We start from the raw sequence: 23023 nt of genomic DNA, 5'->3' as shown, positions 1-23023 counted from the left end.
CGGGGCGCGGGCGCGGGCGTGGTCGTCAGGCGGCCGGGACGATGACGCGCCAGGCCGCCGGGCGCAGGGTCCAGGTGCGGTGGGGGGCCGGTGGGCAGAGCTCGCCGTCGGCGTTGGCCGGGGCGGGCTCGCCCTCGACCGTCACCGTGCTCCCCCGCACGGTCAGCACGTCGCCGCGCTCGGGGTGCCGGCCGCGCCGCAGCAGCGCCCCGAACGCCAGCCGCGCCAGCGGCGAGACGGCGTAGGAGACGACGACGTCCACCTGGCCGTCGTCGGGCCGGGCGTGCGGGGCGAGCGGGGTGCCGCCGCCGATGGAGACGCCGTTGCCGACGCCCACCATCAGCACGCGCCGCCGCCCGTCGCTGACCAGCCCGCCGTCGACCCGGACGCGCAGCCGCCACCCTTTGGTGCGCAGCCCGGCCAGGAGGGCCCCGGCGGCGTACGCGGCGCGGTGCAGGAGGGGCTTGAGCGCGGCGGCCTGCTCGGAGGCGCGGGCGCCGACGCCCACGTGGACGGCGTTGACGACGACGCCGCCCCGGTCGTCGACGAGCAGGTCGAGGGCCCGTTCGCGGCCCCGGAGGACGGCCCGCGCGGCCTCGCGGGGGTCGAGCGGGATGCCCAGGGCGCGGGCCAGGTCGTTGCCGGTGCCGAGCGGCACCAGCCCGACGGGCCGGGAGCCGAGCTCGCCGCGTTCGAGGAGCGCGGCGACGACGGCGTGCACGGTGCCGTCGCCGCCGAGGACGACGGGGACGCGGTCGGCGTGCTCGGCCAGGATCGCGCCGACGCCGCCGGGCTCCGGCAGGTCGGGGGCGAGCACGTCGGCGGATTCGCCCAGCGTGTCGAGCACGGCCGCGCGGGTGCGCCCGTCGACGCCGCCTGCGGCCGGATTGCCGATCACCACGAGCCTCATGGCCGCTTGGTGCCCCGGATCACGCCCGGCTAACGCACCTCCGGCAGTGTCACGCTTTATCCACATACGTCCCGGCGCTTGGCAACGGGCTTCCCGGACATTTAGGGTGCCAGTGCAATGCCACACATTACTGAGTGATCCCCGCGAAGGAGAAGGTTGATCACCGCCACTTACACGATCCCCGGGATGCGGGTGCGCGACCACGAGGTGGCGGTGCCACTCGACTGGTCGGCCCCGGACCGGGGCACGATCACCGTGTTCGCCCGCGAGCTGGCCGACCCGGTCCGCGACCGCGAGGACCTGCCGTGCCTGCTCTACCTCCAGGGCGGGCCGGGCGGCAAGGGCCCGCGCCCGACCGGCCGCGACGGCTGGCTCGGCCACGCGCTGAGAACCCACCGGGTGATCCTGCTGGACCAGCGCGGCACCGGCCGCAGCTCGCGGATCGACGGCCGGCTGATGAGCGGCCTCACCGCCGAGGAGGGCGCCGCCCGCCTCGCGCTCTTCCGCGCCGACTCGATCGTGGCCGACGCCGAGCACCTGCGCACGACCGTCTTCGGCGGCCGGCGCTGGTCGACGCTGGGCCAGAGCTACGGCGGCTTCCTCACGCTCACGTACCTCTCGCGCGCCCCCGAGGGGCTGAGCGCCTGCTACGTTGCGGGCGGGCTGCCCGCCCTGGAGCCGGACGCCGCCGAGGTCTACCGCCGCACCTATCCCCGGGTCGCGGCCAAGAACGCCGAGTTCTACCGCCGCTACCCGCACCACGCCGAGACCGCCGCGCGGCTGGCCGACCGGCTGGCCGAGGGCGACGTGCGGCTGCCCGACGGCGACACGCTCACCGTGCGGCGGCTGCAGTCGCTCGGCCTCGACTTCGGCATGAAGCCCGGCTTCGAGCGCATGCACTGGCTGCTCGACGAGGCCGCCGGGCTGCCGGAGACGTTCCTGCACCAGGTGCTGGCCCGCTCGTCCTACGCCGACAACCCGCTGTTCGCCGCGCTCCAGGAGAGCATCTACGGGCACGGCCCCGGCGCGACCGCGTGGGCGGCCGAGGTGGAGCGCGCCCGGCGGCCGGAGTTCGCGGAGACGGCCAGGCCGCTGCTGTTCACCGGGGAGATGGTCTACCCCTGGATGTTCGAGGAGATCCGCGCCCTGCGCCCGTTCCGGGGCGCCGTCGAGCTGCTCGCCGGGCGCGCGGACTGGCCGCCGCTCTACGACCTCGACCGGCTGGCCGCCAACGAGGTGCCGCTGGCCGCCGCCGTCTACTTCGACGACATGTACGTGGACTCCGGCCTGCAACTGGACACCGCCTCCCGCGTCGGCAACGCGCGGGCCTGGGTCACCAACGAGTACGAGCACGACGGCATCGGCGACGAGCGGGTGTTCGCCAGGCTGACGGAGCTCGTCGCCGAACAAGGAGGAGGAATCACCGGTGGGTGACGGCAAGCTGCCCAGACTCTCAGAGATCCCGGCGTTCACCGAGCACATGGCGAAGGGCTGGGACTCGCCCCGCCGCACGCCGCCGGTGGTCGCCGGCGCGGCCGAGGCCGCCGCCGCGCACCGGGCCCGGTTGGCCGCCGCGCTGCCCGGCCAGAGCGTGACGGTGCCCGCCGGGCGGGCGCCGGTGCGCAGCAACGACACGTTCTACGACTTCCGCGTGGACAGCGACTTCTTCTGGCTGACCGGGTGCGCGGTGGAGAACGCCGTGGCGGTGGTGTCCGGCGGCGGCTGCACGCTCTACCTGCCGCCCCCGGCGGGCCCCGGCGAGCCGGAGTTCTTCACCGACGCCGCCTACGGCGAGCTGTGGGTGGGCCCGTCGCCGTCCCTGGCGGAGTGGGCCGCGGCCCTGGGCGTCGAGGTGCGGCCCCTGGCCGAGCTCGACGGCGAGCCGCAGCCGCCGTCCGACGAGGTCAGGCGGGTGCTCGCCGAGCTCCGCATGATCAAGGACGAGTGGGAGGTGGACCGGCTCCGCGAGGCGGTGGACCGTACCGTGGAGGGGTTCGCCGCCGTCGTCGGCGAGATCCCGGCGGCGGTCGCGGGCGGCGGCGAGCGCTGGCTGCAGGGCACCTTCGACCGCTACGCCCGCACGCACGGCAACGGCCCCGGCTACGCCACGATCGTCGGCAGCGGCGCGCACGCCCCCACGCTGCACTGGGTGCGCTGCGACGGGCCGGTGCTGCCGGACGAGCTGCTGCTGCTCGACATGGGCGTGGAGACGCGCGCCCACTACACCGCCGACGTCACCCGCACCTTCCCCGCCTCCGGCCGCTTCACCGAGACCCAGCGGCGGGTGCACGACCTGGTGGAGAAGGCGCACCGGGCGGGCCTGGCCGCGGTGGCGCCCGGCCGCCGGTTCACCGACTTCCACCACGCCGCGATGGAGGTCATCGCGCGCGGGCTGGACGACTGGGGGCTGCTGCCGGTGTCGGTCGACGAGGCCCTGTCGGAGCAGGGGCAGCACCACCGCCGCTGGCTCGTCTGCGGCATCGGCCACCACCTGGGCCTGGACGTGCACGACTGCGCCAAGTCCCGGCCCGAGGCCTACCACGGCGCGGCGATGGCGCCCGGCATGGTGCTCACCGTCGAGCCCGGCCTGTACTTCCACGCGCACGACCTGACCGTCCCGCCGGAGCTGCGCGGCGTCGGCGTGCGGATCGAGGACGACCTGCTCGTCACGGCCGACGGCATGGAGAACCTCTCCTCGGCGCTGCCCCTGGACGCGGGCGGCCTGGAGACCTGGATGAGCGACCACAAGGAGAAGGCATGACCACCCCCGTCTGGCACGGCGTGCACGTCGCGACCGCGCTGCCCTTCCACGACGACCTGTCGGTCGACTACGACGGATACGCCGAGCACGTGCGCTTCCTGGCCGAGGGCGGCTGCGACGGCGTCTGCCCGAACGGCTCGCTGGGCGAGTACCAGACGCTGACCCCCGAGGAGCGGGCCCGCGTGGTGCGCACCGCCGTCGAGGCCGCCCCCGAGGGCTTCCACGTGATGCCCGGCGTGGCGGCCTACGGCGCGGCCGAGGCCAGGCGGTGGGCCGAGCAGGCGGCCGAGGCGGGCGCCTCGTCGGTGCTGCTGCTGCCGCCCAACGCCTACCGCGCCGACCGGGAGGCCGTCGTCAGCCACTACCGGGAGGTGGCCAGGGCCGGGCTGCCGGTCGTCGCGTACAACAACCCGATCGACACCAAGGTCGACCTGACCCCGGAGCTGCTGGCGGAGCTGTACCGGGAGGGGCTGATCGTCGGGGTCAAGGAGTTCACCGGCGACGTGCGCCGCGCCTACGAGATCGCCGAGCTGGCCCCGGGCCTGGACGTGCTGATCGGCTCCGACGACGTGCTGCTGGAGGTGGGCATCGCCGGGGCGGTCGGCTGGATCGCGGGCTACCCGAACATGATCCCGAAGGCCACGGTCGAGCTGTACCGGCTGGCCACCTCCGGCGACCCGGCGGACCTGGCCAGGGCGCTGCCGATCTACCGCGACCTGCACCCGCTGCTGCGCTGGGACTCCAAGACGGAGTTCGTGCAGTCCATCAAGCTGTCGATGGACCTGGCCGGGCGCAGGGGCGGGCCGTGCCGCCCGCCGCGCACGCCGCTCTCCCCCGAGCTGGCCGCCCGCATCACCCGCGACACGCGGGCGGTGCTCGACAAGGGGTACGTGTAGCCGCATAGCGCCCCCCTACCTGGGAATGGAGTGATCCAGGACACATCTGGCTGGTCGGGGGGCTGGCATGGCTTCTTCTCGCGGCATCTTCCGCCGCAAGCCGGTGGAGCAGATCGCGGAGGAGCACGAGGGCGAGCTGTCGCGCTCGCTCGGGCTGTGGCAGCTCACCGCGATCGGCATCGGCGGCATCATCGGCGCGGGCATCTTCGCGCTGGCCGGCGCGGTCGCCAACCAGACGGCGGGGCCCGCCGTGCTGGTGTCGTTCCTGATCGCGGGGGTGGCCAGCGCGGCGGCGGCGTTCTCGTACGCGGAGTTCGCGGGGATGATCCCGAAGGCCGGGTCGGCCTACACCTACGGCTACGCGGTGCTGGGCGAGCTGGTGGGCTGGCTGATCGGGTGGGACCTGCTGCTGGAGTACACGGCGATCGTGGCGGTCGTCGGCATCGGCATATCCGGATATTTCGGGTTTTTGGTGCAGCAGTTGGGGTTCGGGCTGCCCGCCTGGATGCTGGGCGCGCCCGGCACCGGCGAGGGGCACGTCGTCGACCTGTTCGCGGTGCTGCTCTGCCTGCTCATCGCCTTCATGCTGAATCTCGGCATCCGCACCGCCGCCCGGTTCGAGACCATCGTGGTCGTCATCAAGGTCGCCGTGGTGCTGCTGGTGATCGCGGTCGGGTTCTTCCACATCAACACGGCCAACTACTCGCCGTTCTTCCCGTTCGGCATCGGCGGCGCGATCACCGGCGCGGCCACGGTGTTCTTCGCCGTGTTCGGCTACGACGCGATGAGCACCGCCGCCGAGGAGTCGCGCGACGCGCAGCGCCACATGCCCAAGGCGATCATCTACTCGCTCGTCATCTCCATGATCCTGTACGTGCTGGCGACCCTGGTGCTCACCGGCATGCAGAACTACCGCGACATCGACCCCGAGAGCGGCTTCTCCTCGGCGTTCGCGGCGGTCGGGCTGTCCGGGCTGGCGACGGTGATCGCGGTGGGGGCGATCGTCGGCATCCTGACCGTCATGTTCACCTTCATGCTGGGGGTGACGCGGGTCTGGTTCTCGATGAGCCGCGACGGGCTGCTGCCGCTGTGGTTCGCCAAGGTGCACCCGGTGCGGCGGGTGCCGTCGCGGGTCACCTGGATCGTGGGCGCCGCCTCGGCGGTGATCGCCGGGTTCCTGCCGATCCGGGAGGCGGCCGAGCTGACCAACATCGGCATCCTGCTGGCGTTCGTGGTGGTGTGCGTGGCGGTGATCGTGCTGCGCTACCGGCAGCCGGACCTGCCCCGCCAGTTCCGCACGCCGGGGATGCCCGTGGTGCCGGCCATCGGGGTCGTCTTCTCCCTGTGGCTGATCACCTTCCTGGACCCGATGACCTGGCTGCGCTTCGCCGTCTGGTTCGCGATCGGGCTGGTCATCTACTTCGCCTACAGCCGCCGCCACTCCGCGCTGAACGGCTGAGCGGGCCGAACCGGGCGGCGTCCGCGTGCGTACCTCCTGCAAAGCCCTGGAGGTCATGATGCTGAAGGCCGTTCTCGTCCGGGTCGCGGCGGTCGTGGCGCTCGCGGCCGGCTGCTCGCCGGCCGCGGGCGCGCCCGCCCCGCAGGCGGGGTACACGGAAGCCGACGTGCGCTTCTCCCAGGAGATGATCCCCCATCACCGGCAGACGATCGCGCTGGCGAAGCTGGCCGCCGAGCGCACCCGCGACACGTACGTGCGCGAGCTCGGCGAGTCGCTGGCCGAGGGAGAGCAGGCGGAGATCGACCTGATGGCCTCCTGGCTGCGCGCGTGGGGGCGGGCCGTGCCGGAGGACCACGGCTCCGCGCACGCCATGCCCGGCATGCTGCCGCCCGAGCAGGTCGCCGAGCTGGCGCGCACCTCGGGCGAGGCGTTCGACCGCAAGTGGCTGTCGGTGATCGTGGATCATCTGGAGGCCGGCGTGCGGATGGCCGAGACCGTGGAGGCCGAGGGGGCGCACCGGGAGACGGCCGAGCTCGCCGAGGAGATCGCCGAGAGCCAGCAGGCCCGGATCGACGAGATCGTCACCCGCAAGACCCCCGTTTGATGACGAAGCGGACAGTAGGTTAGGCTTGCCTAAGTGTTGAAGGTCAGTTGGTGACCCGCGCTGGCCCCACCTTTCCTCCGTGATGTGGACGTGGCCGCGCGCGTCCACGGAACAAGGAACATTCATGCAGTTCAGGCTCCCCCGGGTGCGCGTGTCCGCGCTCCTGTTGTCCGCGGCCCTGCTGGTCGTCACCGGCTGCGGCTCCACCGAGCCGCCGGCCGCCGCGCCCGCCCCGACCGGGAGCACCGGCGGCGGGGACACCGCCGGCGCCTTCCCGGTGACGATCGACAGCGCGCTCGGCCAGGCGACGATCACCGAGCAGCCGCAGCGGGTCGTCACCCTCGGCCAGGGCTCGGCGGAGACCGCGATCGCGCTCGGCCACACCCCCGTCGGCATCGAGAGCTACCCGTGGGGCAGCGACAAGACCGGCTACCTGCCGTGGATCCACGAGGCCGTGACCAAGGCCGGCGGCACCCTGCCCAAGCAGTTCGCCGGCGGCGAGAACATCGACTTCGACACGATCGTCGAGCTCGACCCGGACGTCATCCTGGCCCCGTGGTCCGGCATCACGCAGGAGCAGTACGACATCCTCAAGGACATCGCGCCGACCGTGGCCTACCCGGACCTGGCGTGGAGCACCAACTGGGACCAGCAGATCGAGATCGTCGCCAAGGCGCTGGGCAAGCCCGCCGAGGCCCCCAAGCTGATCGCCTCGGTCAAGAAGCAGCTCGCCGACGCCGCGGCCACCCGCCCGCAGTACAAGGACGTCACCTTCTCCTACATCTACACCTCCGGCCCCGGCACGCTCGGCGTGTTCAAGCCCGAGGAGCAGCGGGTGGAGATGGTCTCCTCGCTCGGCCTCACCGTGGACCCGGTGGTCGACACCTTCAAGGAGACCGAGGGCACCGACTCGGCGCTGATCGGCCTGGAGAACGCCCAGAAGCTCGCCAAGAGCGACCTGGTCTTCACCTTCTACACCGACGAGAAGACCCGCAAGGAGATCGAGGCGCAGAAGCTGTACGCGGCGATCCCGGCGGTCAAGCGCGGCGCCGTGGTGGCCAGCGACGACACCCCGTTCGTCACCGCGTCGTCGATCATCAACCCGCTGACCGTGCCGTGGGTGATCGACCGCTACCTGCCGCTGATCGACGAGGCCGTCGCCAAGCTGGACAAGTAACCCGTACCGGTTGAGGACGCCCGCCCCCACATGACGACCACCCCCACATGACGCTCACAGCACGCACCGCGCCGGGCGGCGCGGGCCCGGGGAGTACCCGCGCCCGCGTCGCCCGGCCGCTGTTCTTCCTGCTCGCCTCGCTGGCCGTGCTGGCGTTCGCCGTGCTCGCCAGCGTCGCGTTCGGCAGCCATCCCACCTCGATCGGCGACGTGCTGGCCGTGCTCGACGGCACCGCCGACGCCAACACGACCACGGTGATCGAGAGCCGCTACCCGCGCACCGCGCTCGGCCTGCTCGCCGGGCTCTGCCTGGCCGTCGCCGGGACGCTCATGCAGGGCATCACCCGCAACCCGCTGGCCGACCCCAGCCTGCTCGGCATCACCGCGGGCGCGTCGGCGGGCATCGTGTCCGCCACCGCGTTCCTCGGCGTGTCGGGGCAGTGGGGCGCGGTGTGGTGGGCGCTGCCGGGCGCGCTGCTCGCCGGGCTGCTCGTGCACGTCGTCGGGTCGGCCGGGTCGGGGGCCGGGCTGGTGCGGCTGGTCCTGGCGGGCGCCGTCGTCACCGCCGTCCTCAACGCGTACGTGCAGGCCGTGACGCTCGGGCTGCCGCGCGTCTTCGACAGCTACCGCTACTGGGTGGTGGGCGCGCTCGGCGGCCGGGACTTCGACGTGCTGCTGTCGGTGCTGCCGCTGGCGGGGCTCGGCCTGCTCGTCGCGGTGCTGATCGCGCCGGGACTGAACGCGCTCGCGCTCGGCGACGAGACCGCGGCGGCCCTCGGCACCAGCCCCGCCGCCATGCGGGCCGGCGGGCTGCTCGCCTCGACGCTGCTGTGCGCGGCGGCGACCGCGGCCGTCGGCCCGATCGGCTTCGTCGGCCTGGCCGTGCCGCACATCGTGCGGGCGCTGGCCGGCGTGGGCTTCCGCGCCCAGATCGTGTTCTCCGCGATCGTCGGCCCGGCCCTGCTGCTGCTCGCCGACGTCGCGGGCCGGCTGGTGCTGCGCCCGCAGGAGCTGATGGTCGGCGTCGTCACCGCGTTCGTCGGCGCCCCCGCGCTGCTGCTGGCCGTACGCAGGATGAAGGGCAACGCATGACGGTCGTCAAGATCGGACGGGTGATCGCCGTCCCCGTCGGGCGGGCCGGCGCCGTCGCCGCCGCCGCGGTCGTGGCGCTCGTCGCCGTGGCCGCCGTCGCCACCCTGTCACTGGGACGGCTCGGCATCCCCGTCGCCGACCTGCCGCAGGCGCTGTTCGGCGGGGCCGAGGGCAAGGCGGCGTTCGTGCTGGGCCGGCTGCGCGGGCCGCGCCTGGTCGTGGGCATCGGCACCGGGGCCGCGCTGGGCCTGTCGGGCGCACTGTTCCAGACCGTGACGCGCAACCCGCTCGGCAGCCCGGACGTGATCGGCGTCTCCGCCGGCGCGGGCGCGGGCGCCGCGTCCGCCGCGCTGTTCCTGCCCGGCCTGCTGCCGGTGCCGCTCGGCGCGCTCGCGGGCGCCGTGCTCGCCATGGCCGTCGTGTACGTCTCCACCGGGACGGGGTTCCAGAACCCGGGCCGCCTCATCGTGGCCGGGATCGGCGTCTCGGCGATCTCCGTGGCCCTCACCCAGTACGTCGTCTACGCCGTCGAACGGGACAAGGCGACCGTGCTCATGGCCTACCTCAACGGCAGCCTGTCGGCCCGGTCCTGGGACCACGCGGTCACGATCTGGCTGGTGGTGCTGGTGTGCGCGCCGCTCGTGGCGCTGCTGGCCCGCCGCCTGGACATGACGGAGCTGGGCGACGAGCTGGCCGCCGGGCTCGGCGCGGAGCCCGGCCCCACCAGGACCGCCGCCGTGACGCTGTCGGTCGTGCTGTCGGCCGCCGCCGTCGCCGTCGCCGGGCCGATCGCGTTCATCGCGCTCACCGCGCCGCAGATCGCCCGCCGCCTGACCGGCGGCCCCGGCCCCCACCTGCTGCTGTCGGCGCTCGTCGGCGCGCTGCTGCTGGTGCTCGCCGACCTGGCCGCCCAGCAGCTGCCCCTTCCGGGCAACCTGCCGGTCGGCGTCTACACGATGGCCGTCGGCGGCCTCTACCTCGGCTACCTGCTGACCCGTGAATGGCGGAAGGGAACACTGTGAGCACTTCGGGGCTGGGCGTCCGGGACGTCACGATCTCCTACGGCGGCGACCCCGTCGTGCGCGACGTCAGCCTGGACATCCCGGACGGCGAGCTCAGCGTGATCATCGGGCCGAACGGCTGCGGCAAGTCGACGCTGCTCAAGTCGCTGGCCCGGGTGCGCAAGCCCGACCGGGGGCAGGTGCTGCTCCACGGCAGGGACCTGTGGTCGTACCGGGGCAGGCAGGCCGCCCGGCACGTCGCGCTCCTGCCGCAGAACCCGGTCGCGCCCGACGGCATCACCGTGCGCGACCTGGTCCGGCGCGGCCGTTACCCGCACCACACGCTGCTGCGCCAGTGGTCGCCCGGCGACGACGCCGCGATCGAGTTCGCGCTGGAGCGCACCGCGCTGCACGACCTCGCCCACGTGCGGGCCACCGAGCTGTCGGGCGGCCAGCGGCAGCGCGCCTGGGTGGCCATGGTGCTCGCCCAGCAGACCGACCTGCTGCTGCTCGACGAGCCGACCACGTTCCTCGACATCGCCCACCAGTACGAGCTGCTGGAGCTGTGCCGGGAGCTGCACGGCGAGGGCCGGACGATCGTGGCCGTGCTGCACGACCTCAACCAGGCCGCCCGGTTCGCCTCCCACCTGGTCGTGATGCGCGAGGGGCGGGTGGTCACGCAGGGGCCGCCGGCGGAGGTGCTGACGTCCGAGCTGGTCGCCGACGTGTACGGGCTGCCGTGCGACATCGTGCCCGACCCGCGCACGGCCAGCCCGATGGTGGTGCCGCACGACCGCCGCTGAGCTCCTCCCTGCCCCGGGCCGCCGCGTCAGGACCTGACGAGGCGGGCGATCGCGTCGGAGGCCTCCTTCACCTTGGCCTCGGCCTCGGGGCCGCCCTTGAGCGTCGCCTCGGCCACACAGTGGGCCAGGTGCTCCTCCAGCAGCGAGAGCGCGAAGGACTGCAGCGCGCTGGTGGCCGCCGACACCTGGGTCAGGATGTCGATGCAGTATTTGTCGTCCTCGACCATCCGCTGCAGCCCGCGCACCTGGCCCTCGGCCCGGCGCAGCCGCCGCAGGTGGTCTCCCTTGTTGCCCGTGTATCCGGCCATCGCCCCGTTCCTTTCCGTCGTCCCCGTAGATGACAACATACCCCCTGCCGGTATTCCCCGCAGCCGTTACGGAACCGGGACGCTCCTAAGCTCGATGACATGGCGACCACCCAGCGACGAACCACGACAGCGCCCGCGCCGCAGCGGCGGGCCGACGCCGAGCGCAACATCGCGGCCATCCTGCACGCCGCGCTCCGCGCGCTGAGCGCCGACCCGGCGGCCAGCGTGGCCGACATCGCCAAGGCCGCGGGCGTGGGACGGGTGACGCTCTACGGCCACTTCCCCTCCCGCGAATCGCTCGTCGACGCCGTGTTCGCGCACGTCATGAGCCAGGCCGAGGCCACGCTGGCGGCCGAGCCGCTCGACGACCTCCCGGCGGCCGAGGCGCTCACGCGGCTCGTCGCGTCCTCCTGGGAGGTGCTCGACCGGCACCGGCGGCTGCTCGTCGCCGCCGACCGCGCCCTGTCGACCGAACGCATCCGCGAGTGGCACGACCAGCCGCTCGCCCGGGTCGAACGGCTCATCGCCCGGGGCCGCGACGAGGGCGCCTTCCGCACCGATCTGCCGGTGTCATGGCTGGTCAGCACGTTCTTCAGCCTGCTTCACACCGCCGCCCAGGAGATCGAGGCCGGCCGCCTCGACCGGGCCGACGCCGCCGGCGTGCTGAGCGCGACCCTGCTGGGGGCCTTCCGCGCCGCCTGACGCGACTCCGGCTGGACAAGGGGTACGGGGGTATGGTGTCCTGCAACTCGTACACACGTGTTCAGGTTAGGAGTTCGGGCGATGAATGTCCAAAACCCCGTCAGGTGGAGCGTGCTCGCGCTGCTCTGCCTGGCACAGTTCATGCTGATCGTCGACATCACCGTGGTGCAGGTCGCCCTGCCGAGCATCGGGGCCGACCTGGCGCTCGACCGGGAGGCGCTCACCTGGGTCGTCACCACCTACACGCTCTGCTTCGGCGGGCTCATGGTGCTCGGCGGGCGGCTCGCCGACGCCTTCGGCGCCCGCCGCCTGCTCGTCGCCGGGCTGGCGCTCTTCACCGTCGCCTCCCTGGCCGCCGGCCTCGCGCCGAACGGGCCCGCCCTCATCGCCGGGCGCGCCCTCCAGGGGGTCGGGGCCGCCCTGCTCTCCCCCGCCGCCCTGTCGATCATCACCACCGCCTACCACGGCGACCGGCGCAACCGCGCCCTCGCCGTGTGGGCCGCCATCGGCGGCTCCGGCGCCGCCGCCGGCGTCCTGCTCGGCGGCCTCCTCACCGCCGGGCCCGGCTGGACCTGGGCGTTCTACGTGAACGTCCCCATCGGCCTGGCCGTCCTCGCGATCCTCCCCTCCCGCCTCCCCGTACGCGCCCCCGCCCCGGCACACCCCGCCGAGCACGCCGCGCACGCCGAGCACAGCACGGCCGGCACGCACGCCGGGGTGAGCGCGCACGGTGGGGCCGGCACGCACGCCGGGGCTGCCCACGGGCACGGGCACGGCACACACGGCGGGCACACCGCGCATGGGGCGCACGGAGAGGGTCGGGGGCGGGTGGACGTGGTCGGGGGGCTGGTGGTCACCGGGGCCACCGGGCTGCTGATCTACGGGCTGACCAGGGCCGGGGAGGTGGGCTGGGGCTCGGCGGGGACGCTGGGGGTGCTGGCCGCCGCCGTGGCCGGGTATGCGGCGTTCGTGGTCGTGGAGCGGAAGGTGCGCGCGCCGCTGATGCGGGCCGAGACGCTGGCCCGGCGGCCGGTGCTGTCGGGGATGTTCGTGATGCTGATGGCCACGGCGTCGATGCTGGGCCTGTTCTTCCTCAGCTCGCTCTATCTCCAGCATGTCCGCGGGTTCAGCCCGCTGGAGACCGGGCTGGTGTTCCTGCCGGTGGCGGTGGCCATCACGGCGGGCGCGCACGTGGCGGGCCGGCTGGTGGGGCGGATCGGCGGCCGGCCGGTCGCCGTGGCGGCGTTCGCGCTGACCGCCGCCGGGGCCGGGCTGATGGCGCAGGTGTCCGCCGACGGGAACGTGTTCACGACGTTGCTACCGGGGTTCGTGGTGGCGGCGTTCGGGATCGGCCCGGCGTTCGTGACGGCGACGAGCACGACGATGGCGAACGTCTCCCCTGCCGAGTCCGGCGTGGCGTCCGGGGTGGTGAACACGTTCCATGAGCTGGGCGGGTCGATCGGCGTCGCGCTGGTGTCGTCGGCGGCTGCCGCGGCGCTGGCTCCGGGCGGTGACGTGTCGGGGTTCGCCACCGCCCTGACCGCCGTCGCGGTGGCCGCGCTGGTGGCGGCGGCGGTGTCGCTCCTGCTCGTGCCCCCGGGCCGCCCGTCGGGCGCCTTCGTGGGCCACGGCCACGGGCACTGACCGGGGGCACTGACCGGGGGCACTGACCGGGGGCACTGCTGGTCAGGGGCCGGTGATGCGCCGTTCGCCCTTGGTGGTGATCACGTACACCTGCCAGTTGTAGTAGACCAGGTAGTTGCGCGGGTCGCGTTTGATCTGCTTGGCGTGCAGCAGGATCGCGTCCACGTACGCCTGCGACGGGTTGTAGGCGTGCAGCGCCCGCTGGTAGTCGCGGGGCGCGCCGGTGGCGCGCAGATAGTTGGCCGCCGCCATGACGGCGTCGCGGGTGTCCTGGATGTCGCCGCCCATCCCGTACGCCTTCCAGGTCGCGGGCATGAACTGCATCGGGCCCTGGGCGCCGACGTGGCTGGCGGAGCGGACCCTGCCGAACTTCGTCTCGGCGAACATCACCGCCGCCAGCACCTCCCACTCCACGCCGAAGCGCCGCTCGGCCTTCTTGAAGTAGCCGCGCAGCTCGCTCGCGGGCCGGGCGGGGCGGACCTTGATGACGCCGGTGCCCTTGACGGGGTGGGCGAGGGAGAGCAGTTCGCGGATGGCGGCGGTGTTGTCCCTGGCTTCGGCGGCGAGCCGGGCGGGCAGGCGGGCGAAGGCGCGAGCGGCGAGCTTGGGGTGGCGGGCGGTGTGGCGGTAGATGCGCTGCTGGTGGAGGGCGAGCAGTTCGACGTCGCGGGGCGGGTCGCCGTCGCCGTCCCAGGCGTCGACGGCGTCGGCGAGCGCGGCGCTGGTCCGTTCGAGGGCCTTGGCGAGCTCGGCGGCGTCACCCGGGATGGGCTCGTCGGGGGCGGGGAGGTCGAGCGCGGCCGGATCCGCCGACGGGCTCGCCGACACCGATGCTGACGCCGATGCTGGCGCCGACTGCTGCGGCTGCGGGGAGGCAGGTGACGGGTCGGCCCGGGGCGCCGTGCGTGGTTCGGCGCCGCAGCCTGCGGCGGCGGCCATGAGGACGGCGGCCGTGAGGGCGGAGACGAGGGCGGGCGGGGCGTGGCTCGGGCGTACCTCCATGACGGGCCAACCTACCCAACCCGGGCGTCAGCTCGCGGGCGGGGCCGCGCCGAGCTCCACGCAGCAGGCGCCCTCGCGGGGGCGCAGGGCGGCGTCGACGGCGGAGGCGCCGAGCCCGTCGAGGAACGCGGCCAGGAACGCGTGGTTGATCGCGCACACCAGGTCGGGGTCCTCGGCGGCCAGCGGGTGGAACGGGCAGTTGCGCAGCCGCATGAGCGTCGGCGTGACGCGGTCGGGCTCGAAGCCGTGGCTTTCGAGGGTCTGCGCGGCGCAGGTGAGCGCCCGTTCGGCGCCGAGGCGGCCGGGTTTGAGCCGGTCGCGTTCGGCCTCGCCGAGTGCCCGGCCGCGCAGCCCGGCGACGCGGAGCGCGGCGTCGCGGCCCGGCTCGCCGGGGGCCTGGGCGCGTACGGCCTCCAGGAGGATGGCGGCGAGCAGGCCGTGCTCGCGCTGCGGGATGCTGACGCGCACGTCGAGCCCGGCGGGCTCGTAGACCTTGGGGGCGCGGCCGACGCGGCGGGCGCCGGACGGCTGCGCGTAGCGGGCGGTGAGCAGGCCGACGTCGACGAGCTTGTCGAGGTGGAAGGCGGCGAGCTTGCGGGAGATGCCGACGCTGGCGGCGGCCTCGTCGCGGGTCACGGGCGTCCCGGCGCGGCGGATGAAGTCGTACATGCGGCGGCGCAGGTCGTCGCCGAGCGCCGCGACGGCGTCAAGCGAGGGTTGGCTCACAATCCGAGAATAACACCCATTCCTGTACGTCAATCCCAGCCTATTGACGGCTGCGCGGAGTTTCACTAAAACTCGTTGGTGAAATAGGAGGTGGGCCATGTCCAGTCCGCTGTTCCGGGCCAAGCGTCCCTCGACGCCGCTCGCGGGGCCGTACGGGCATCCGCTGCATCCGATGCTGGTGACCGTGCCGATCGGCGCATGGGTGACGAGCCTGGTCTTCGACCTGGCCTCGCTCGTGACCGGTGACGCGGGGTTCCTGGCGAAGGGGGCGCTCTGGCTGATCGCGATCGGCGTGATCGGCGCCCTGGCGGCGGCCGCGTTCGGGTTCCTCGACTTCTTGTCCATCGAGCCCGGCACCCCGGCTTACCGCACGGCGCTGGCGCACATGGGGCTGACCCTGACCGTCACCGCCGTGTTCGGGGCGGCGTGGGCGTGGCGCCTGCCCGGTGACGCGGTGGGCGCGGGCCAGCTCGCGCTGTCGGCGGCCGGGCTGGCCGGGCTGGCGGCGGCGGGGACCCTGGGCGGCAGGCTCGCCTACCGGTACGGCGTCCGGGTGGCCGACGAGGCCACGCAGGCCGAAGGCTTCCGTCAATCGTGACGAGGAGCAATCGTGAGAAGGAGTAGGACACCATGAGCACCACAGCGCTCGTCACCTGGCTCGTCACCGCGCTCGGCGGGTTCTTCATGCTGGGGCGCTGGCTCTCGCGCCGCCGTGGCGGCGCCTCCGGCCGCTTCCCCGTCCCCGTCGTCTCCGGCCACTTCCTGCTGGCCGCCGCCGGCCTCGTCGTCTGGATCGCCTACCTGGTGACCGGCGCGACGGCGCTGGCCTGGGCGGCGCTCGTCATCCTGGTTCCGGTGGCGCTGCTCGGCTTCGTCCTGCTGGCCCGGTGGATCCCGGCGCGCGGCACGGCGGCGCCCGAGGCGGCCATCCCGGTGGCCGTCGTCGTCGCGCACGGCGTGTTCGCCGTCGCCACGCTGGTGCTCGTCCTGCTCACCGCGGTGGCCGCGGCCGGGGGATGATTCCGGCATGGAGATCTGGATCAACCCCGCCTGCTCGAAGTGCCGTTCCGCGCTGTCGGTGCTGGACGCGGAGCGGGCCGCGTACACCGTGCGCCGCTACCTGGACGACCCGCCCACGGAAGGCGAGATCCGGCAGGTGCTGGCCCGGCTGGGCCTCGAACCGTGGGACATCACCCGCACCGGCGAGCCCCGCGCGGCGGAGCTGGGCCTGGACGACTGGCCGCGCGACGCCGGCAGCCGCGACCGCTGGGTCGCGGCGCTGGCGGCGAACCCGATCCTCATCCAGCGGCCCATCATCACGGCCGAGGACGGCCCCACGGTGATCGCCCGCACCGAGGAGGCGGTCCGGTCCGCACTGGGCTGACGCACTGGGCTGAGCCGGACGGGGTGCGGCCCGCGCGGGCCTCACCCCCCGGGTTCTCTAGTACGAGTACGCCTGGAACTCGGCGGCCCGCACCTGGTCCCGCTGCGGGCTGGCCGTGGCGCAGTCCGTCGCGGAGTTGGGATCGGCGTCCTGCTCGCCGGCGTAGAGCGGGTTACCGGTGCACTGGGTGGTGAGCGTGCGGAGCATCAGGTGCGTCGCCGTCGTGGCGGGCACCCGGAACGACTCGATGAGCAGGTCGGCGCCCCGGGGCCGCGGCAGCGCGGTCCGGAATGCGTCCGCGGGGCTGGTGTAGATCTTCGTGAAGTTCGCCGGGTCCGCGCAGTCCTGCTGGCAGGCGAGCACCTCGAAGGAGCGCAGCGCGGAGAACCGGTTCTGGCCGCCCGGGTCGGCGGGGTCGCCGACGTTGGGCCTGAGCATCGCGCTCACCTGAACCCGGCGGATCTTGACGGGCTCGTCACCCGCCAGGTCCACCGTGACCGCCTTGCCCGCCGGGGCGCCGGTCAGCGAGGCCCAGTTCGTCGCCTCGGTCTCGTCGATCAGCTTGGCGTGGTTGACGCCGTCGCCGGTGGCGGCGGCGCCGGCGGACGCGGAGGCGTGGTTGCGGGTCAGCGGCAGCGGGAGCGGCAGCGTCACGCCGCCGACCACGACGAACTTCAGCCGCCGGTGCCCGAACCCGTCACCGGCGACCACGAAGTCGTACACGCCGGGCGTCATCGTGACGGTGTCGCCCAGCTCGGTGGCCGGATCGGTGTCGGCGACGGGGACCGCGCGGGCCTCGTAGTCGCCGACGTAGAGCCGCAGCGCCGCGTCCTTCGCCTCGCCGAGCGGCTTGAGCCGCAGCTTGCCGTTCTTGCCCTCGGGGTCGGCGAAGCTGGGCACCGGGTCGGGGTCGTTCGGCCCGTTGCTGGACGCGCCCTCGCCGAGGCCGTGCTCGGCGAACGCGCGCCACATGATGTCGTGGTTCTTGCCGCCGAACCGGATGGTGTCGGCGGCCAGCAGCGCGTCACGGTGGTCGACGTAGCTGACCGCGCCGGAGGCCATGAGCAGCAGCGCGTCGAACGACAGCTGCGCCCAGCGCCGGTTGCCCGGGCAGCGCTCGACCGGGGTCCGGCCGTCGGCGCACGCCTTCTGCTGCCCGGCGCTGCCCTTGCCGTAGCGCTTGACGAACGCGGCGCGCACGTCGTACTGGGTGGCGGTCCAGATTTCGCCGTCGGCGTGCACCTGCTGGCCGACGATGTCGTAGGCGACGTCGCTGTAGTTGAGCGGCGACTTCGACATGTCGTAGTTGCGGATGCCGCGCGTGGCGTCGCCGGTGACGTACCCGCCGGTGACGTACGGGGTGTCACCGCGCGGGCGGAACCCGTACTCGAACAGGTACTCCATGGCGAACAGGTCGGAGGTGCTCTCGTTCATGGCCCCGGCCTGGGCGCCGCTCCAGCCGGCGTTCGGGCCGCCGATCATGCGGCCGGAGATCGCGTGGCTGTACTCGTGCCCGATGACCGACATGTCGTAGTCGCCGTCCACGCAGGGCGCGTAGAAGGCGCCGGCGATCGGCTGCCACAGGTACATGTTCGTGATCGGCGCGACCCCGTCGGGGCCGGTGATCTGGTTGGCGTTGTCGCGCACGCTCAGCACGCGGGCCCCGGCCTGGGCGTTGCCCAGCTCGGGGTCGCCGCCGAGCCCGCCGCGCTCGCCGTTGTCGTCCTGCATGTTCCACGCGGTCTCGGTGAAGCCGAGCCGGTAGGACCAGTCGTGCATGCGGTTGTGCATGGCGTGCAGGTTGGCGATGGACGCCTCGAGGTCGTTCTCGCCCGGCTGGTCGAACACCGCCGGGTCGCACTTGGCCTCGTACCAGGTGTTGCGCCACGGGTAGACGTAGTCGCGGCCGGGCGTGGCCACGTTGGAGCGGGTGCCGACGGTGAACGGGTCGCCGCTGGCCCGGTTCTCGAACGTGTGCGCCGCGTTGCCCTTGCTGGTGCCGGTCGGCGTGCCGGTGGCGTGGTCGACGTCCCACGCCTTGCCGGTGGCCGGGTCGCCGCCGACGACGTAGTCGCAGCCGGGGCCCGCCGCGTGGCACCAGATGTCGCGGGTGTCGGCGGAGGAGTAGTCGGCGGGCGGGTTGGCCGGGAACGCCGCCCAGCTCGGGTTGTCCGGGTCGGCGTGGTGGTCGACCAGGTTCTCCCGGACGAGGACGGCGCCGCTGACGGCGTCCACGTGCGTGGTGTACGCGGCGGCCTCCTCCGGGTCGCCGCCGATCAGGACGACCTGGTAGGCGCTGTGCACGCCGTCGGCCGCGGGCACGGCCACCTTGGTGACCTTCTTGGTGGTGGCCTTGGCCAGGTCGATGCCGCCGTCCCGGGCGGCGATCTCCAGCGCCTGTTGCTCGCTGATCGCCGCGGCGGGCGGCGCGGCCGTGTCGCGCGACAGCGACGAGGTGACATGACGGATCTTCCCGCCGGAGACGCCCACGGCCACCATGCCGTCCACGCCGGCCGGCAGGTCGCCGAACCGCTGCCGCAGCAGCACGGCGTGGCCCTCGCCGATGGGGTTGACCGCGACGCGTTCGAGCGCGTCCACGGACGCGCCGGACAGGCCGAAGAGCGCCTCGTTGGCCTTCAGGTACGCGCGCGCGGCCTGTTCGGGGTCCGCGCCGAGCCCTTCGGCCAGCGGTTCGGCGCCGGTCACGACGGCCGGGGTGCCGAGCGCGTTCCAGCGGACGCCGTCCGCCGCCGCGCTGCGGGCGACCCCGGCGGGCGGCGGGACCGTGCCCCGCCGGTTGTCCAGGTCGGGCTTGCCGTGGCTCTCGCCCTGGAAGTCGTGGACCTCGGCGGCCCGCGCGCCGGGCTGACCGGTTCCGCCGGGCTCACCGTGGGCGGCGCCCGCCAGGGGCAGGGCCGAGGCCGTCAGGGCGACGACCAGTAGAGTGCTGCGTAACCAGGGTTTTGCTGACACCGTTGTCCTCCTGCACGCCAGAAGGCGCGTGTGCCACGCGCCTCCGCAAGAGGTAACACCCGTTTCATTGCATGACAAGAACTTGTAAAGCGCGAAATATCGGCGTATAGAGGGGCGCGGCCGGTGCGCGCCCCTCCTCCCGATTCGCCTACCGCTGCGGGGCGAAGGCGGCGGCGTGCTCGCCCACCCACTGCGCGAACGTCCTGGCCGGGCGGCCGGTGACCTCCTCGACCGTGGGCAGCACCATGGAGCCGGCCACGGGCGGGTCGGTGCGCACCATGAGGAAGAAGTCCACGTCGTCGTCCGAGTAGCCCTCGGCGCGCCACCGCTCCACCATCTCGTCACGGCTCAGCTCGACGAAGCGCAGCTCACGGCCCAGCACCTCGCCGATCACGCGTACCTTGTCCGGCGGCGTCAGCGCCTGCGGGCCGGTCAGCCAGTACTCCCGGCCCGCGTGGCCGTCGCCGGTCAGCGCGGCGGCGGCCACGGCCGCGATGTCCGCCTCGTGCACCATCGCGCTCCTGGACTCGGCGAACCCGTCACGCACCACCCCCTCGGCGGCGATCGGCCCGGCCCACTCCAGCGCGTTCGACATGAACTCCACCGGCGCCAGGTACGTCCACTCCAGCCCGCCGGCCTCGATCGCCTCCTCCAGCGGGCTCTTGCCCACGCCGCCCTTCAGCACCGTCACCCTGCGCACGCCCGAGCGGATCGCCAGGTCCACCAGCTCGGGGCCGTTCGCCAGCGGCCGGTAGTCGGAGGCGTCGAAGCTGATCAGGTGAACGGCGGTGACGCCGGCGAACGCGCCGGCGAGACCGCCGGCGTCGGCCAGGTTCCCGGCCACCACCTCCACGCCCGCCGGCAGCCCGGCCTTCGCCGGGTCACGGGTGAGGGCCCGCACCGGGTGCCCGGCGGCCAGCAGCTGCTCGACCAGCGGGCGGCCGACGTTGCCTGTGGCGCCCGAGACGAGAATGGTCATGAGAGTTCTCCTTCCGTCGTGGCGCCGACATTAGGAGGGATCGCGGCCGGCTTCCGTCCGCGTTCGGCGGCAGGATCCCGGTCATGTCGGGGCGTGGGTGACGGCGTACGGCGGCGGGCGCTCCCGCCGGGGAACGGGCGGCCTCAGGCGGGGTGGCGGGCGCTCCCGCCAGAGAACGGGCGGGAGCCTCAGGCGCGGCGGCGGGCCCGGTAGGCGGTGGCCTTGGCGCGGTTCTGGCACGACAGGCCGCAGAACCGGCGTGAGGCGTTGCGGGTGACGTCGTAGAAGACCAGGTCGCAGCCGGCCGCCTCGCACGAGCGCAGCCGCACGCCCTGGCCGACGCCGATGACCATGGCGAGGGCGGTGCCCGTGCTGGCGGCCCAGGCGTCGACCGGCGCGGCCTCGCGGGCGTGGAAGCCCAGCATGGGCGGGTCCCCGTACAGGCAGGGAACGGCGCCGTGCCGCACGAGCATCGCGTTCAGCCCGGCGACGGCGCCGGGGTCGGCGGTGAACGCCGGGTGCAGTTCGGCGGCGACGGCGGCCAGCGCGGCGGCGTCGGCGGGGACCTGCCCGTGACCGGGCCCGGCGGCCTCGGCGACGGCGGCCAGGCGCGCGGCGTCACCGTCGGGCCGCTCGGCGGGGCGGCCCCGGGCCTGGGTGATCACGAAGGTGTTCACCAGGACGGCCGCCAGCTCCACCCACCGCCCGACATAACTGTCTATTTGGGATTGACCAGTGATGCGCCACGCCTCTATCGTCACCGTCATACCTTAACTAGACAGTGAGGATTTCGGTATGTCGAAGCTTGCCCGCAGCATGTGGCACCAGCTTGAGCCCGTCCACGCGATCGTGTACTTCTCGCCGGAGGCGTTCGAGGAGGCGGCGGCGCTCGGCTACGACGTCGAGTCGCGCTGGCCCGCATACTTCGCCTACCGGCTCGCCCCGCTCGGGGCCGTGGGCGCCCTTTCGGCCGCCTCCGCGTGCTACAGCTTCAGCCCCGGCATGGTCGCCGAGCACGTCCCCGCCGCCTGGGAGACCGCCTCCCCCGCCGACGTGCTGCGGGCCAGGCTCAGGGCGGTGGACCGGACGTACCGGACCCTGCTCGGTGACGCGCTGGACGGTGCCGAACTGGCGGAGGCCGCCGAGCTGGCCGGTCGCGCCGCCCGGAGCGTGACGGCGGCGGGGCGGCCGCTCGCCGCCGCCAACCTGGACCTGCCGTGGCCGGCCGAGCCGCACCTGGCGCTGTGGCACGCCGCCACCGTGCTGCGCGAGCACCGCGGCGACGGCCACCTGGCCGCGCTGCTGGCCGCCGGGCTCGACCCGTGCGAGTCGCTGGTGTCGTTCGCGGCGATCGGCGCGGCGCCGGTGGAGAACTTCGCCGGGCGCGGCTGGAGCGCCGAGGAGTGGGCCGCGGCCCGCGACCGGCTGGCCGCGCGCGGTCTCGTCGACGACGCCGGCCTGGCCACCGCGCGCGGCCGCGAGCTGCGCGACCAGGTGGAGCGGATGACCGACGAGCTGGCCGCCGGGCCGTGGCGCGAGCTGGGCGAGGAAGGCGCGGCACGGCTGGCGAAGCTGATCGGGCCGGTGCTCGGCCCGGTCTTCGGGTCCGGGCTGCTGCCGATGACCAGCACGCTCGGCATCGCCACGGTCAAGGCGCCCGACTGACCACCCGCATGCTCACCCGCGCGCTCACCCGTGTGCTCACCCGAAGCCGGGCGCGGGCTGCCACAGGCTGACGACCGTGCCCTGGTCGTCGGTGCACGTGCAGCCCCGGCCCGACTTGCTGTCCATCACGTCGCCGGTGCTGCCGCCGAGCTCGCGCACCCGCTCGATCGCGGCGTCGAGGTCGGCCACGTGGAAGTAGAGGTTGGGCTGCGACGACGGCCCGCCCGGCACGAACCCCATCGGCACCGTCGTGTTCGTGACATGCAGGTACGTCTCGTGCTCCCGCCTGCTCTCCCACCCGAACAGCGCCCCGTAGAAGGCGGCGGCCCGATCCAGGTCCGTCACGGACAACGTGAAGTAGCCGAGCTGCGCGGGCATACCGGTGCCTCCAGAACGTTCAGCGTCATCGCCCGCGGCCGGCCCGAGAACGGCCCTGCGGCGAGCCCCTAGGATCCTTTCATGCCCGACCTGAAGAAGGCGGCCCAGATCATGGCAGGAGGCGTTGTCGTCCTGCTCGTCATCGCCGTGTGCGCCACGGCCGTCGGCATCTTTACCAGCGTCATCGGCATCGGGTTCGGGCGCGGCTTCGTGTTCGGAGCCGGCGGCACGGCCATTGCCATGATCAGCGCCTGGTTCGCGGTACGACGCCAGAAGAGGGAGTAGGGCTCGGCGCAGCCGCGTGGTCGGGCGCGGCTACGCCGGGGGACATCGGCGAGGCTGGCCGGCTAGCGTTTGCCGTACTTCTTGTGCACGGCCTGCTTGCTGACGCCGATCGCGTGGGCGATCTGGGCCCACGCCAGGCCCGCCACGCGGGCGCGCCGGACCTGGACCGCCTCGATGCGCTCGATCTCATGGCGCAGCGCGGTCGTGGCCTCCAGTGCCCGGATCGGGTCGTCGTCCTGGGCCTGCCGCAGCAGTGTCGCCAGATCGTTCGTCAT

The 23023-nt window shown here is 73.7% G+C and carries 25 protein-coding genes; 16 read left to right on the top strand and 9 right to left on the bottom strand.

The window, feature by feature from the left end; genetic code table 11:
- Positions 1-25: 25 nt before the first annotated feature.
- Positions 26-910: a diacylglycerol kinase family protein gene (locus AB0J53_RS09625; RefSeq protein ID WP_357588228.1), complete on the bottom strand. Its 885-nt coding sequence runs from the start codon at positions 908-910 to the stop codon at positions 26-28.
- 156 nt (positions 911-1066) lie between these two features.
- Between AB0J53_RS09625 and AB0J53_RS09620 the strand changes: the two genes are divergently transcribed.
- From AB0J53_RS09620 to AB0J53_RS09580, 9 genes are all read left to right on the top strand, one after another.
- On the top strand, positions 1067-2344 hold the full coding sequence (locus tag AB0J53_RS09620) for an alpha/beta fold hydrolase (RefSeq protein WP_364170478.1): 1278 nt from the start codon (positions 1067-1069) through the stop codon (positions 2342-2344).
- Positions 2337-3671: an aminopeptidase P family protein gene (locus AB0J53_RS09615; RefSeq protein ID WP_308126073.1), complete on the top strand. Its 1335-nt coding sequence runs from the start codon at positions 2337-2339 to the stop codon at positions 3669-3671. The genes AB0J53_RS09620 and AB0J53_RS09615 overlap by 8 nt, the downstream gene beginning before the upstream one ends.
- Positions 3668-4567 carry a dihydrodipicolinate synthase family protein gene (locus AB0J53_RS09610; protein ID WP_364170474.1) on the top strand — a complete coding sequence of 300 codons (900 nt, stop codon included), beginning with the start codon at positions 3668-3670 and terminating at the stop codon, positions 4565-4567. The genes AB0J53_RS09615 and AB0J53_RS09610 overlap by 4 nt, the downstream gene beginning before the upstream one ends.
- 67 nt (positions 4568-4634) lie before the next feature.
- A complete protein-coding gene (locus AB0J53_RS09605; RefSeq protein WP_219511553.1) occupies positions 4635-6026 on the top strand; it encodes an amino acid permease in 1392 nt (463 codons plus the stop codon).
- 58 nt (positions 6027-6084) lie between these two features.
- The gene (locus tag AB0J53_RS09600; protein WP_364170471.1) at positions 6085-6630 is read left to right on the top strand and encodes a DUF305 domain-containing protein; all 546 of its coding nucleotides are present in this window, start codon (positions 6085-6087) and stop codon (positions 6628-6630) included.
- A 124-nt stretch (positions 6631-6754) separates the two neighbouring features.
- The gene (locus tag AB0J53_RS09595; protein WP_364170468.1) at positions 6755-7807 is read left to right on the top strand and encodes an iron-siderophore ABC transporter substrate-binding protein; all 1053 of its coding nucleotides are present in this window, start codon (positions 6755-6757) and stop codon (positions 7805-7807) included.
- 47 nt (positions 7808-7854) lie between these two features.
- On the top strand, positions 7855-8898 hold the full coding sequence (locus tag AB0J53_RS09590) for an iron ABC transporter permease (protein ID WP_364170465.1): 1044 nt from the start codon (positions 7855-7857) through the stop codon (positions 8896-8898).
- Positions 8895-9920 carry an iron chelate uptake ABC transporter family permease subunit gene (locus AB0J53_RS09585; RefSeq protein WP_364170462.1) on the top strand — a complete coding sequence of 342 codons (1026 nt, stop codon included), beginning with the start codon at positions 8895-8897 and terminating at the stop codon, positions 9918-9920. The genes AB0J53_RS09590 and AB0J53_RS09585 overlap by 4 nt, the downstream gene beginning before the upstream one ends.
- Positions 9899-10702: an ABC transporter ATP-binding protein gene (locus AB0J53_RS09580; protein ID WP_219511546.1), complete on the top strand. Its 804-nt coding sequence runs from the start codon at positions 9899-9901 to the stop codon at positions 10700-10702. The genes AB0J53_RS09585 and AB0J53_RS09580 overlap by 22 nt, the downstream gene beginning before the upstream one ends.
- Before the next feature lie 26 nt (positions 10703-10728).
- Here the strand turns inward: AB0J53_RS09580 and AB0J53_RS09575 are convergent, their stop codons facing one another.
- Entirely contained in the window at positions 10729-11010 is a 282-nt protein-coding gene (locus AB0J53_RS09575; RefSeq protein WP_219511544.1) for a metal-sensitive transcriptional regulator, read from the bottom strand.
- 99 nt (positions 11011-11109) lie between these two features.
- Between AB0J53_RS09575 and AB0J53_RS09570 the strand changes: the two genes are divergently transcribed.
- Together AB0J53_RS09570 and AB0J53_RS09565 are read left to right on the top strand one after the other, a co-directional pair.
- Positions 11110-11712, top strand: a complete 603-nt coding sequence (locus AB0J53_RS09570) for a TetR family transcriptional regulator (protein ID WP_364170458.1) — start codon at positions 11110-11112, stop codon at positions 11710-11712.
- An 81-nt stretch (positions 11713-11793) separates the two neighbouring features.
- Positions 11794-13356: an MFS transporter gene (locus AB0J53_RS09565; RefSeq protein ID WP_364170455.1), complete on the top strand. Its 1563-nt coding sequence runs from the start codon at positions 11794-11796 to the stop codon at positions 13354-13356.
- A gap of 42 nt (positions 13357-13398) precedes the next feature.
- Here the strand turns inward: AB0J53_RS09565 and AB0J53_RS09560 are convergent, their stop codons facing one another.
- Both AB0J53_RS09560 and AB0J53_RS09555 read right to left on the bottom strand, forming a co-directional pair.
- Positions 13399-14358: a transglycosylase SLT domain-containing protein gene (locus AB0J53_RS09560; RefSeq protein WP_364170452.1), complete on the bottom strand. Its 960-nt coding sequence runs from the start codon at positions 14356-14358 to the stop codon at positions 13399-13401.
- 27 nt (positions 14359-14385) lie between these two features.
- Complete coding sequence (locus AB0J53_RS09555) at positions 14386-15084, bottom strand: helix-turn-helix domain-containing protein (protein ID WP_364170449.1); 699 nt, start codon at positions 15082-15084, stop codon at positions 14386-14388.
- A 97-nt stretch (positions 15085-15181) separates the two neighbouring features.
- Here AB0J53_RS09555 and AB0J53_RS09550 point away from each other — a divergent pair, with 97 nt between their 5' ends.
- From AB0J53_RS09550 to AB0J53_RS09540, 3 genes are read left to right on the top strand one after another with little or no spacing between them, the layout of a single operon-like run.
- Entirely contained in the window at positions 15182-15682 is a 501-nt protein-coding gene (locus tag AB0J53_RS09550) for a DUF2231 domain-containing protein (protein WP_364170446.1), read from the top strand.
- A 32-nt stretch (positions 15683-15714) separates the two neighbouring features.
- Positions 15715-16104: a hypothetical protein gene (locus AB0J53_RS09545; RefSeq protein WP_364170443.1), complete on the top strand. Its 390-nt coding sequence runs from the start codon at positions 15715-15717 to the stop codon at positions 16102-16104.
- Positions 16105-16111: 7 nt separating this feature from the next.
- Complete coding sequence (locus AB0J53_RS09540; protein ID WP_364170440.1) at positions 16112-16468, top strand: arsenate reductase family protein; 357 nt, start codon at positions 16112-16114, stop codon at positions 16466-16468.
- Between the two features lie 57 nt (positions 16469-16525).
- On the opposite strand, the gene AB0J53_RS09535 is transcribed toward AB0J53_RS09540, so the two are convergent.
- From AB0J53_RS09535 to AB0J53_RS09525, 3 genes are all read right to left on the bottom strand, one after another.
- A complete protein-coding gene (locus AB0J53_RS09535) occupies positions 16526-19441 on the bottom strand; it encodes a M36 family metallopeptidase (RefSeq protein WP_364170437.1) in 2916 nt (971 codons plus the stop codon).
- Between the two features lie 148 nt (positions 19442-19589).
- Positions 19590-20420, bottom strand: coding sequence for an NAD(P)H-binding protein (locus AB0J53_RS09530; RefSeq protein WP_364170434.1), 831 nt, complete (start codon positions 20418-20420; stop codon positions 19590-19592).
- 188 nt (positions 20421-20608) lie between these two features.
- Positions 20609-21187: a CGNR zinc finger domain-containing protein gene (locus AB0J53_RS09525; protein WP_364170431.1), complete on the bottom strand. Its 579-nt coding sequence runs from the start codon at positions 21185-21187 to the stop codon at positions 20609-20611.
- A 28-nt stretch (positions 21188-21215) separates the two neighbouring features.
- Here AB0J53_RS09525 and AB0J53_RS09520 point away from each other — a divergent pair, with 28 nt between their 5' ends.
- On the top strand, positions 21216-22085 hold the full coding sequence (locus AB0J53_RS09520; RefSeq protein ID WP_364170428.1) for a hypothetical protein: 870 nt from the start codon (positions 21216-21218) through the stop codon (positions 22083-22085).
- A gap of 36 nt (positions 22086-22121) precedes the next feature.
- Here the strand turns inward: AB0J53_RS09520 and AB0J53_RS09515 are convergent, their stop codons facing one another.
- Complete coding sequence (locus AB0J53_RS09515; RefSeq protein WP_364170425.1) at positions 22122-22463, bottom strand: VOC family protein; 342 nt, start codon at positions 22461-22463, stop codon at positions 22122-22124.
- Positions 22464-22544: 81 nt separating this feature from the next.
- Here AB0J53_RS09515 and AB0J53_RS09510 point away from each other — a divergent pair, with 81 nt between their 5' ends.
- Positions 22545-22748 carry a hypothetical protein gene (locus AB0J53_RS09510; protein ID WP_364170422.1) on the top strand — a complete coding sequence of 68 codons (204 nt, stop codon included), beginning with the start codon at positions 22545-22547 and terminating at the stop codon, positions 22746-22748.
- Between the two features lie 62 nt (positions 22749-22810).
- Here the strand turns inward: AB0J53_RS09510 and AB0J53_RS09505 are convergent, their stop codons facing one another.
- Positions 22811-23023 (bottom strand): hypothetical protein, encoded by a 213-nt coding sequence (locus AB0J53_RS09505; protein ID WP_219517150.1) that lies wholly within the window; start codon positions 23021-23023, stop codon positions 22811-22813.

The sequence above is a fragment of the Nonomuraea sp. NPDC049725 genome (genome assembly GCF_040674795.1).
Classification (GTDB): domain Bacteria; phylum Actinomycetota; class Actinomycetes; order Streptosporangiales; family Streptosporangiaceae; genus Nonomuraea; species Nonomuraea ceibae.
The sequence above is the reverse complement of the archived record's forward strand: the minus strand, read 5'-3'. Positions and strand labels throughout refer to the sequence as shown.

Excerpts from the sequence above, each read along its gene's own strand:
- AB0J53_RS09625 (WP_357588228.1), bottom strand. The coding sequence starts at position 910 with ATGAGGCTCGTGGTGATCGGCAATCCGGCCGCAGGCGGCGTCGACGGG.
- AB0J53_RS09610 (WP_364170474.1), top strand. The coding sequence starts at position 3,668 with ATGACCACCCCCGTCTGGCACGGCGTGCACGTCGCGACCGCGCTGCCC.
- AB0J53_RS09605 (WP_219511553.1), top strand. The coding sequence starts at position 4,635 with ATGGCTTCTTCTCGCGGCATCTTCCGCCGCAAGCCGGTGGAGCAGATC.
- AB0J53_RS09600 (WP_364170471.1), top strand. The coding sequence starts at position 6,085 with ATGCTGAAGGCCGTTCTCGTCCGGGTCGCGGCGGTCGTGGCGCTCGCG.
- AB0J53_RS09595 (WP_364170468.1), top strand. The coding sequence starts at position 6,755 with ATGCAGTTCAGGCTCCCCCGGGTGCGCGTGTCCGCGCTCCTGTTGTCC.
- AB0J53_RS09590 (WP_364170465.1), top strand. The coding sequence starts at position 7,855 with ATGACGCTCACAGCACGCACCGCGCCGGGCGGCGCGGGCCCGGGGAGT.
- AB0J53_RS09585 (WP_364170462.1), top strand. The coding sequence starts at position 8,895 with ATGACGGTCGTCAAGATCGGACGGGTGATCGCCGTCCCCGTCGGGCGG.
- AB0J53_RS09580 (WP_219511546.1), top strand. The coding sequence starts at position 9,899 with ATGGCGGAAGGGAACACTGTGAGCACTTCGGGGCTGGGCGTCCGGGAC.
- AB0J53_RS09575 (WP_219511544.1), bottom strand. The coding sequence starts at position 11,010 with ATGGCCGGATACACGGGCAACAAGGGAGACCACCTGCGGCGGCTGCGC.
- AB0J53_RS09570 (WP_364170458.1), top strand. The coding sequence starts at position 11,110 with ATGGCGACCACCCAGCGACGAACCACGACAGCGCCCGCGCCGCAGCGG.
- AB0J53_RS09565 (WP_364170455.1), top strand. The coding sequence starts at position 11,794 with ATGAATGTCCAAAACCCCGTCAGGTGGAGCGTGCTCGCGCTGCTCTGC.
- AB0J53_RS09560 (WP_364170452.1), bottom strand. The coding sequence starts at position 14,358 with ATGGAGGTACGCCCGAGCCACGCCCCGCCCGCCCTCGTCTCCGCCCTC.
- AB0J53_RS09550 (WP_364170446.1), top strand. The coding sequence starts at position 15,182 with ATGTCCAGTCCGCTGTTCCGGGCCAAGCGTCCCTCGACGCCGCTCGCG.
- AB0J53_RS09545 (WP_364170443.1), top strand. The coding sequence starts at position 15,715 with ATGAGCACCACAGCGCTCGTCACCTGGCTCGTCACCGCGCTCGGCGGG.
- AB0J53_RS09540 (WP_364170440.1), top strand. The coding sequence starts at position 16,112 with ATGGAGATCTGGATCAACCCCGCCTGCTCGAAGTGCCGTTCCGCGCTG.
- AB0J53_RS09530 (WP_364170434.1), bottom strand. The coding sequence starts at position 20,420 with ATGACCATTCTCGTCTCGGGCGCCACAGGCAACGTCGGCCGCCCGCTG.
- AB0J53_RS09525 (WP_364170431.1), bottom strand. The coding sequence starts at position 21,187 with ATGACGGTGACGATAGAGGCGTGGCGCATCACTGGTCAATCCCAAATA.
- AB0J53_RS09520 (WP_364170428.1), top strand. The coding sequence starts at position 21,216 with ATGTCGAAGCTTGCCCGCAGCATGTGGCACCAGCTTGAGCCCGTCCAC.
- AB0J53_RS09515 (WP_364170425.1), bottom strand. The coding sequence starts at position 22,463 with ATGCCCGCGCAGCTCGGCTACTTCACGTTGTCCGTGACGGACCTGGAT.
- AB0J53_RS09510 (WP_364170422.1), top strand. The coding sequence starts at position 22,545 with ATGCCCGACCTGAAGAAGGCGGCCCAGATCATGGCAGGAGGCGTTGTC.
- AB0J53_RS09505 (WP_219517150.1), bottom strand. The coding sequence starts at position 23,023 with ATGACGAACGATCTGGCGACACTGCTGCGGCAGGCCCAGGACGACGAC.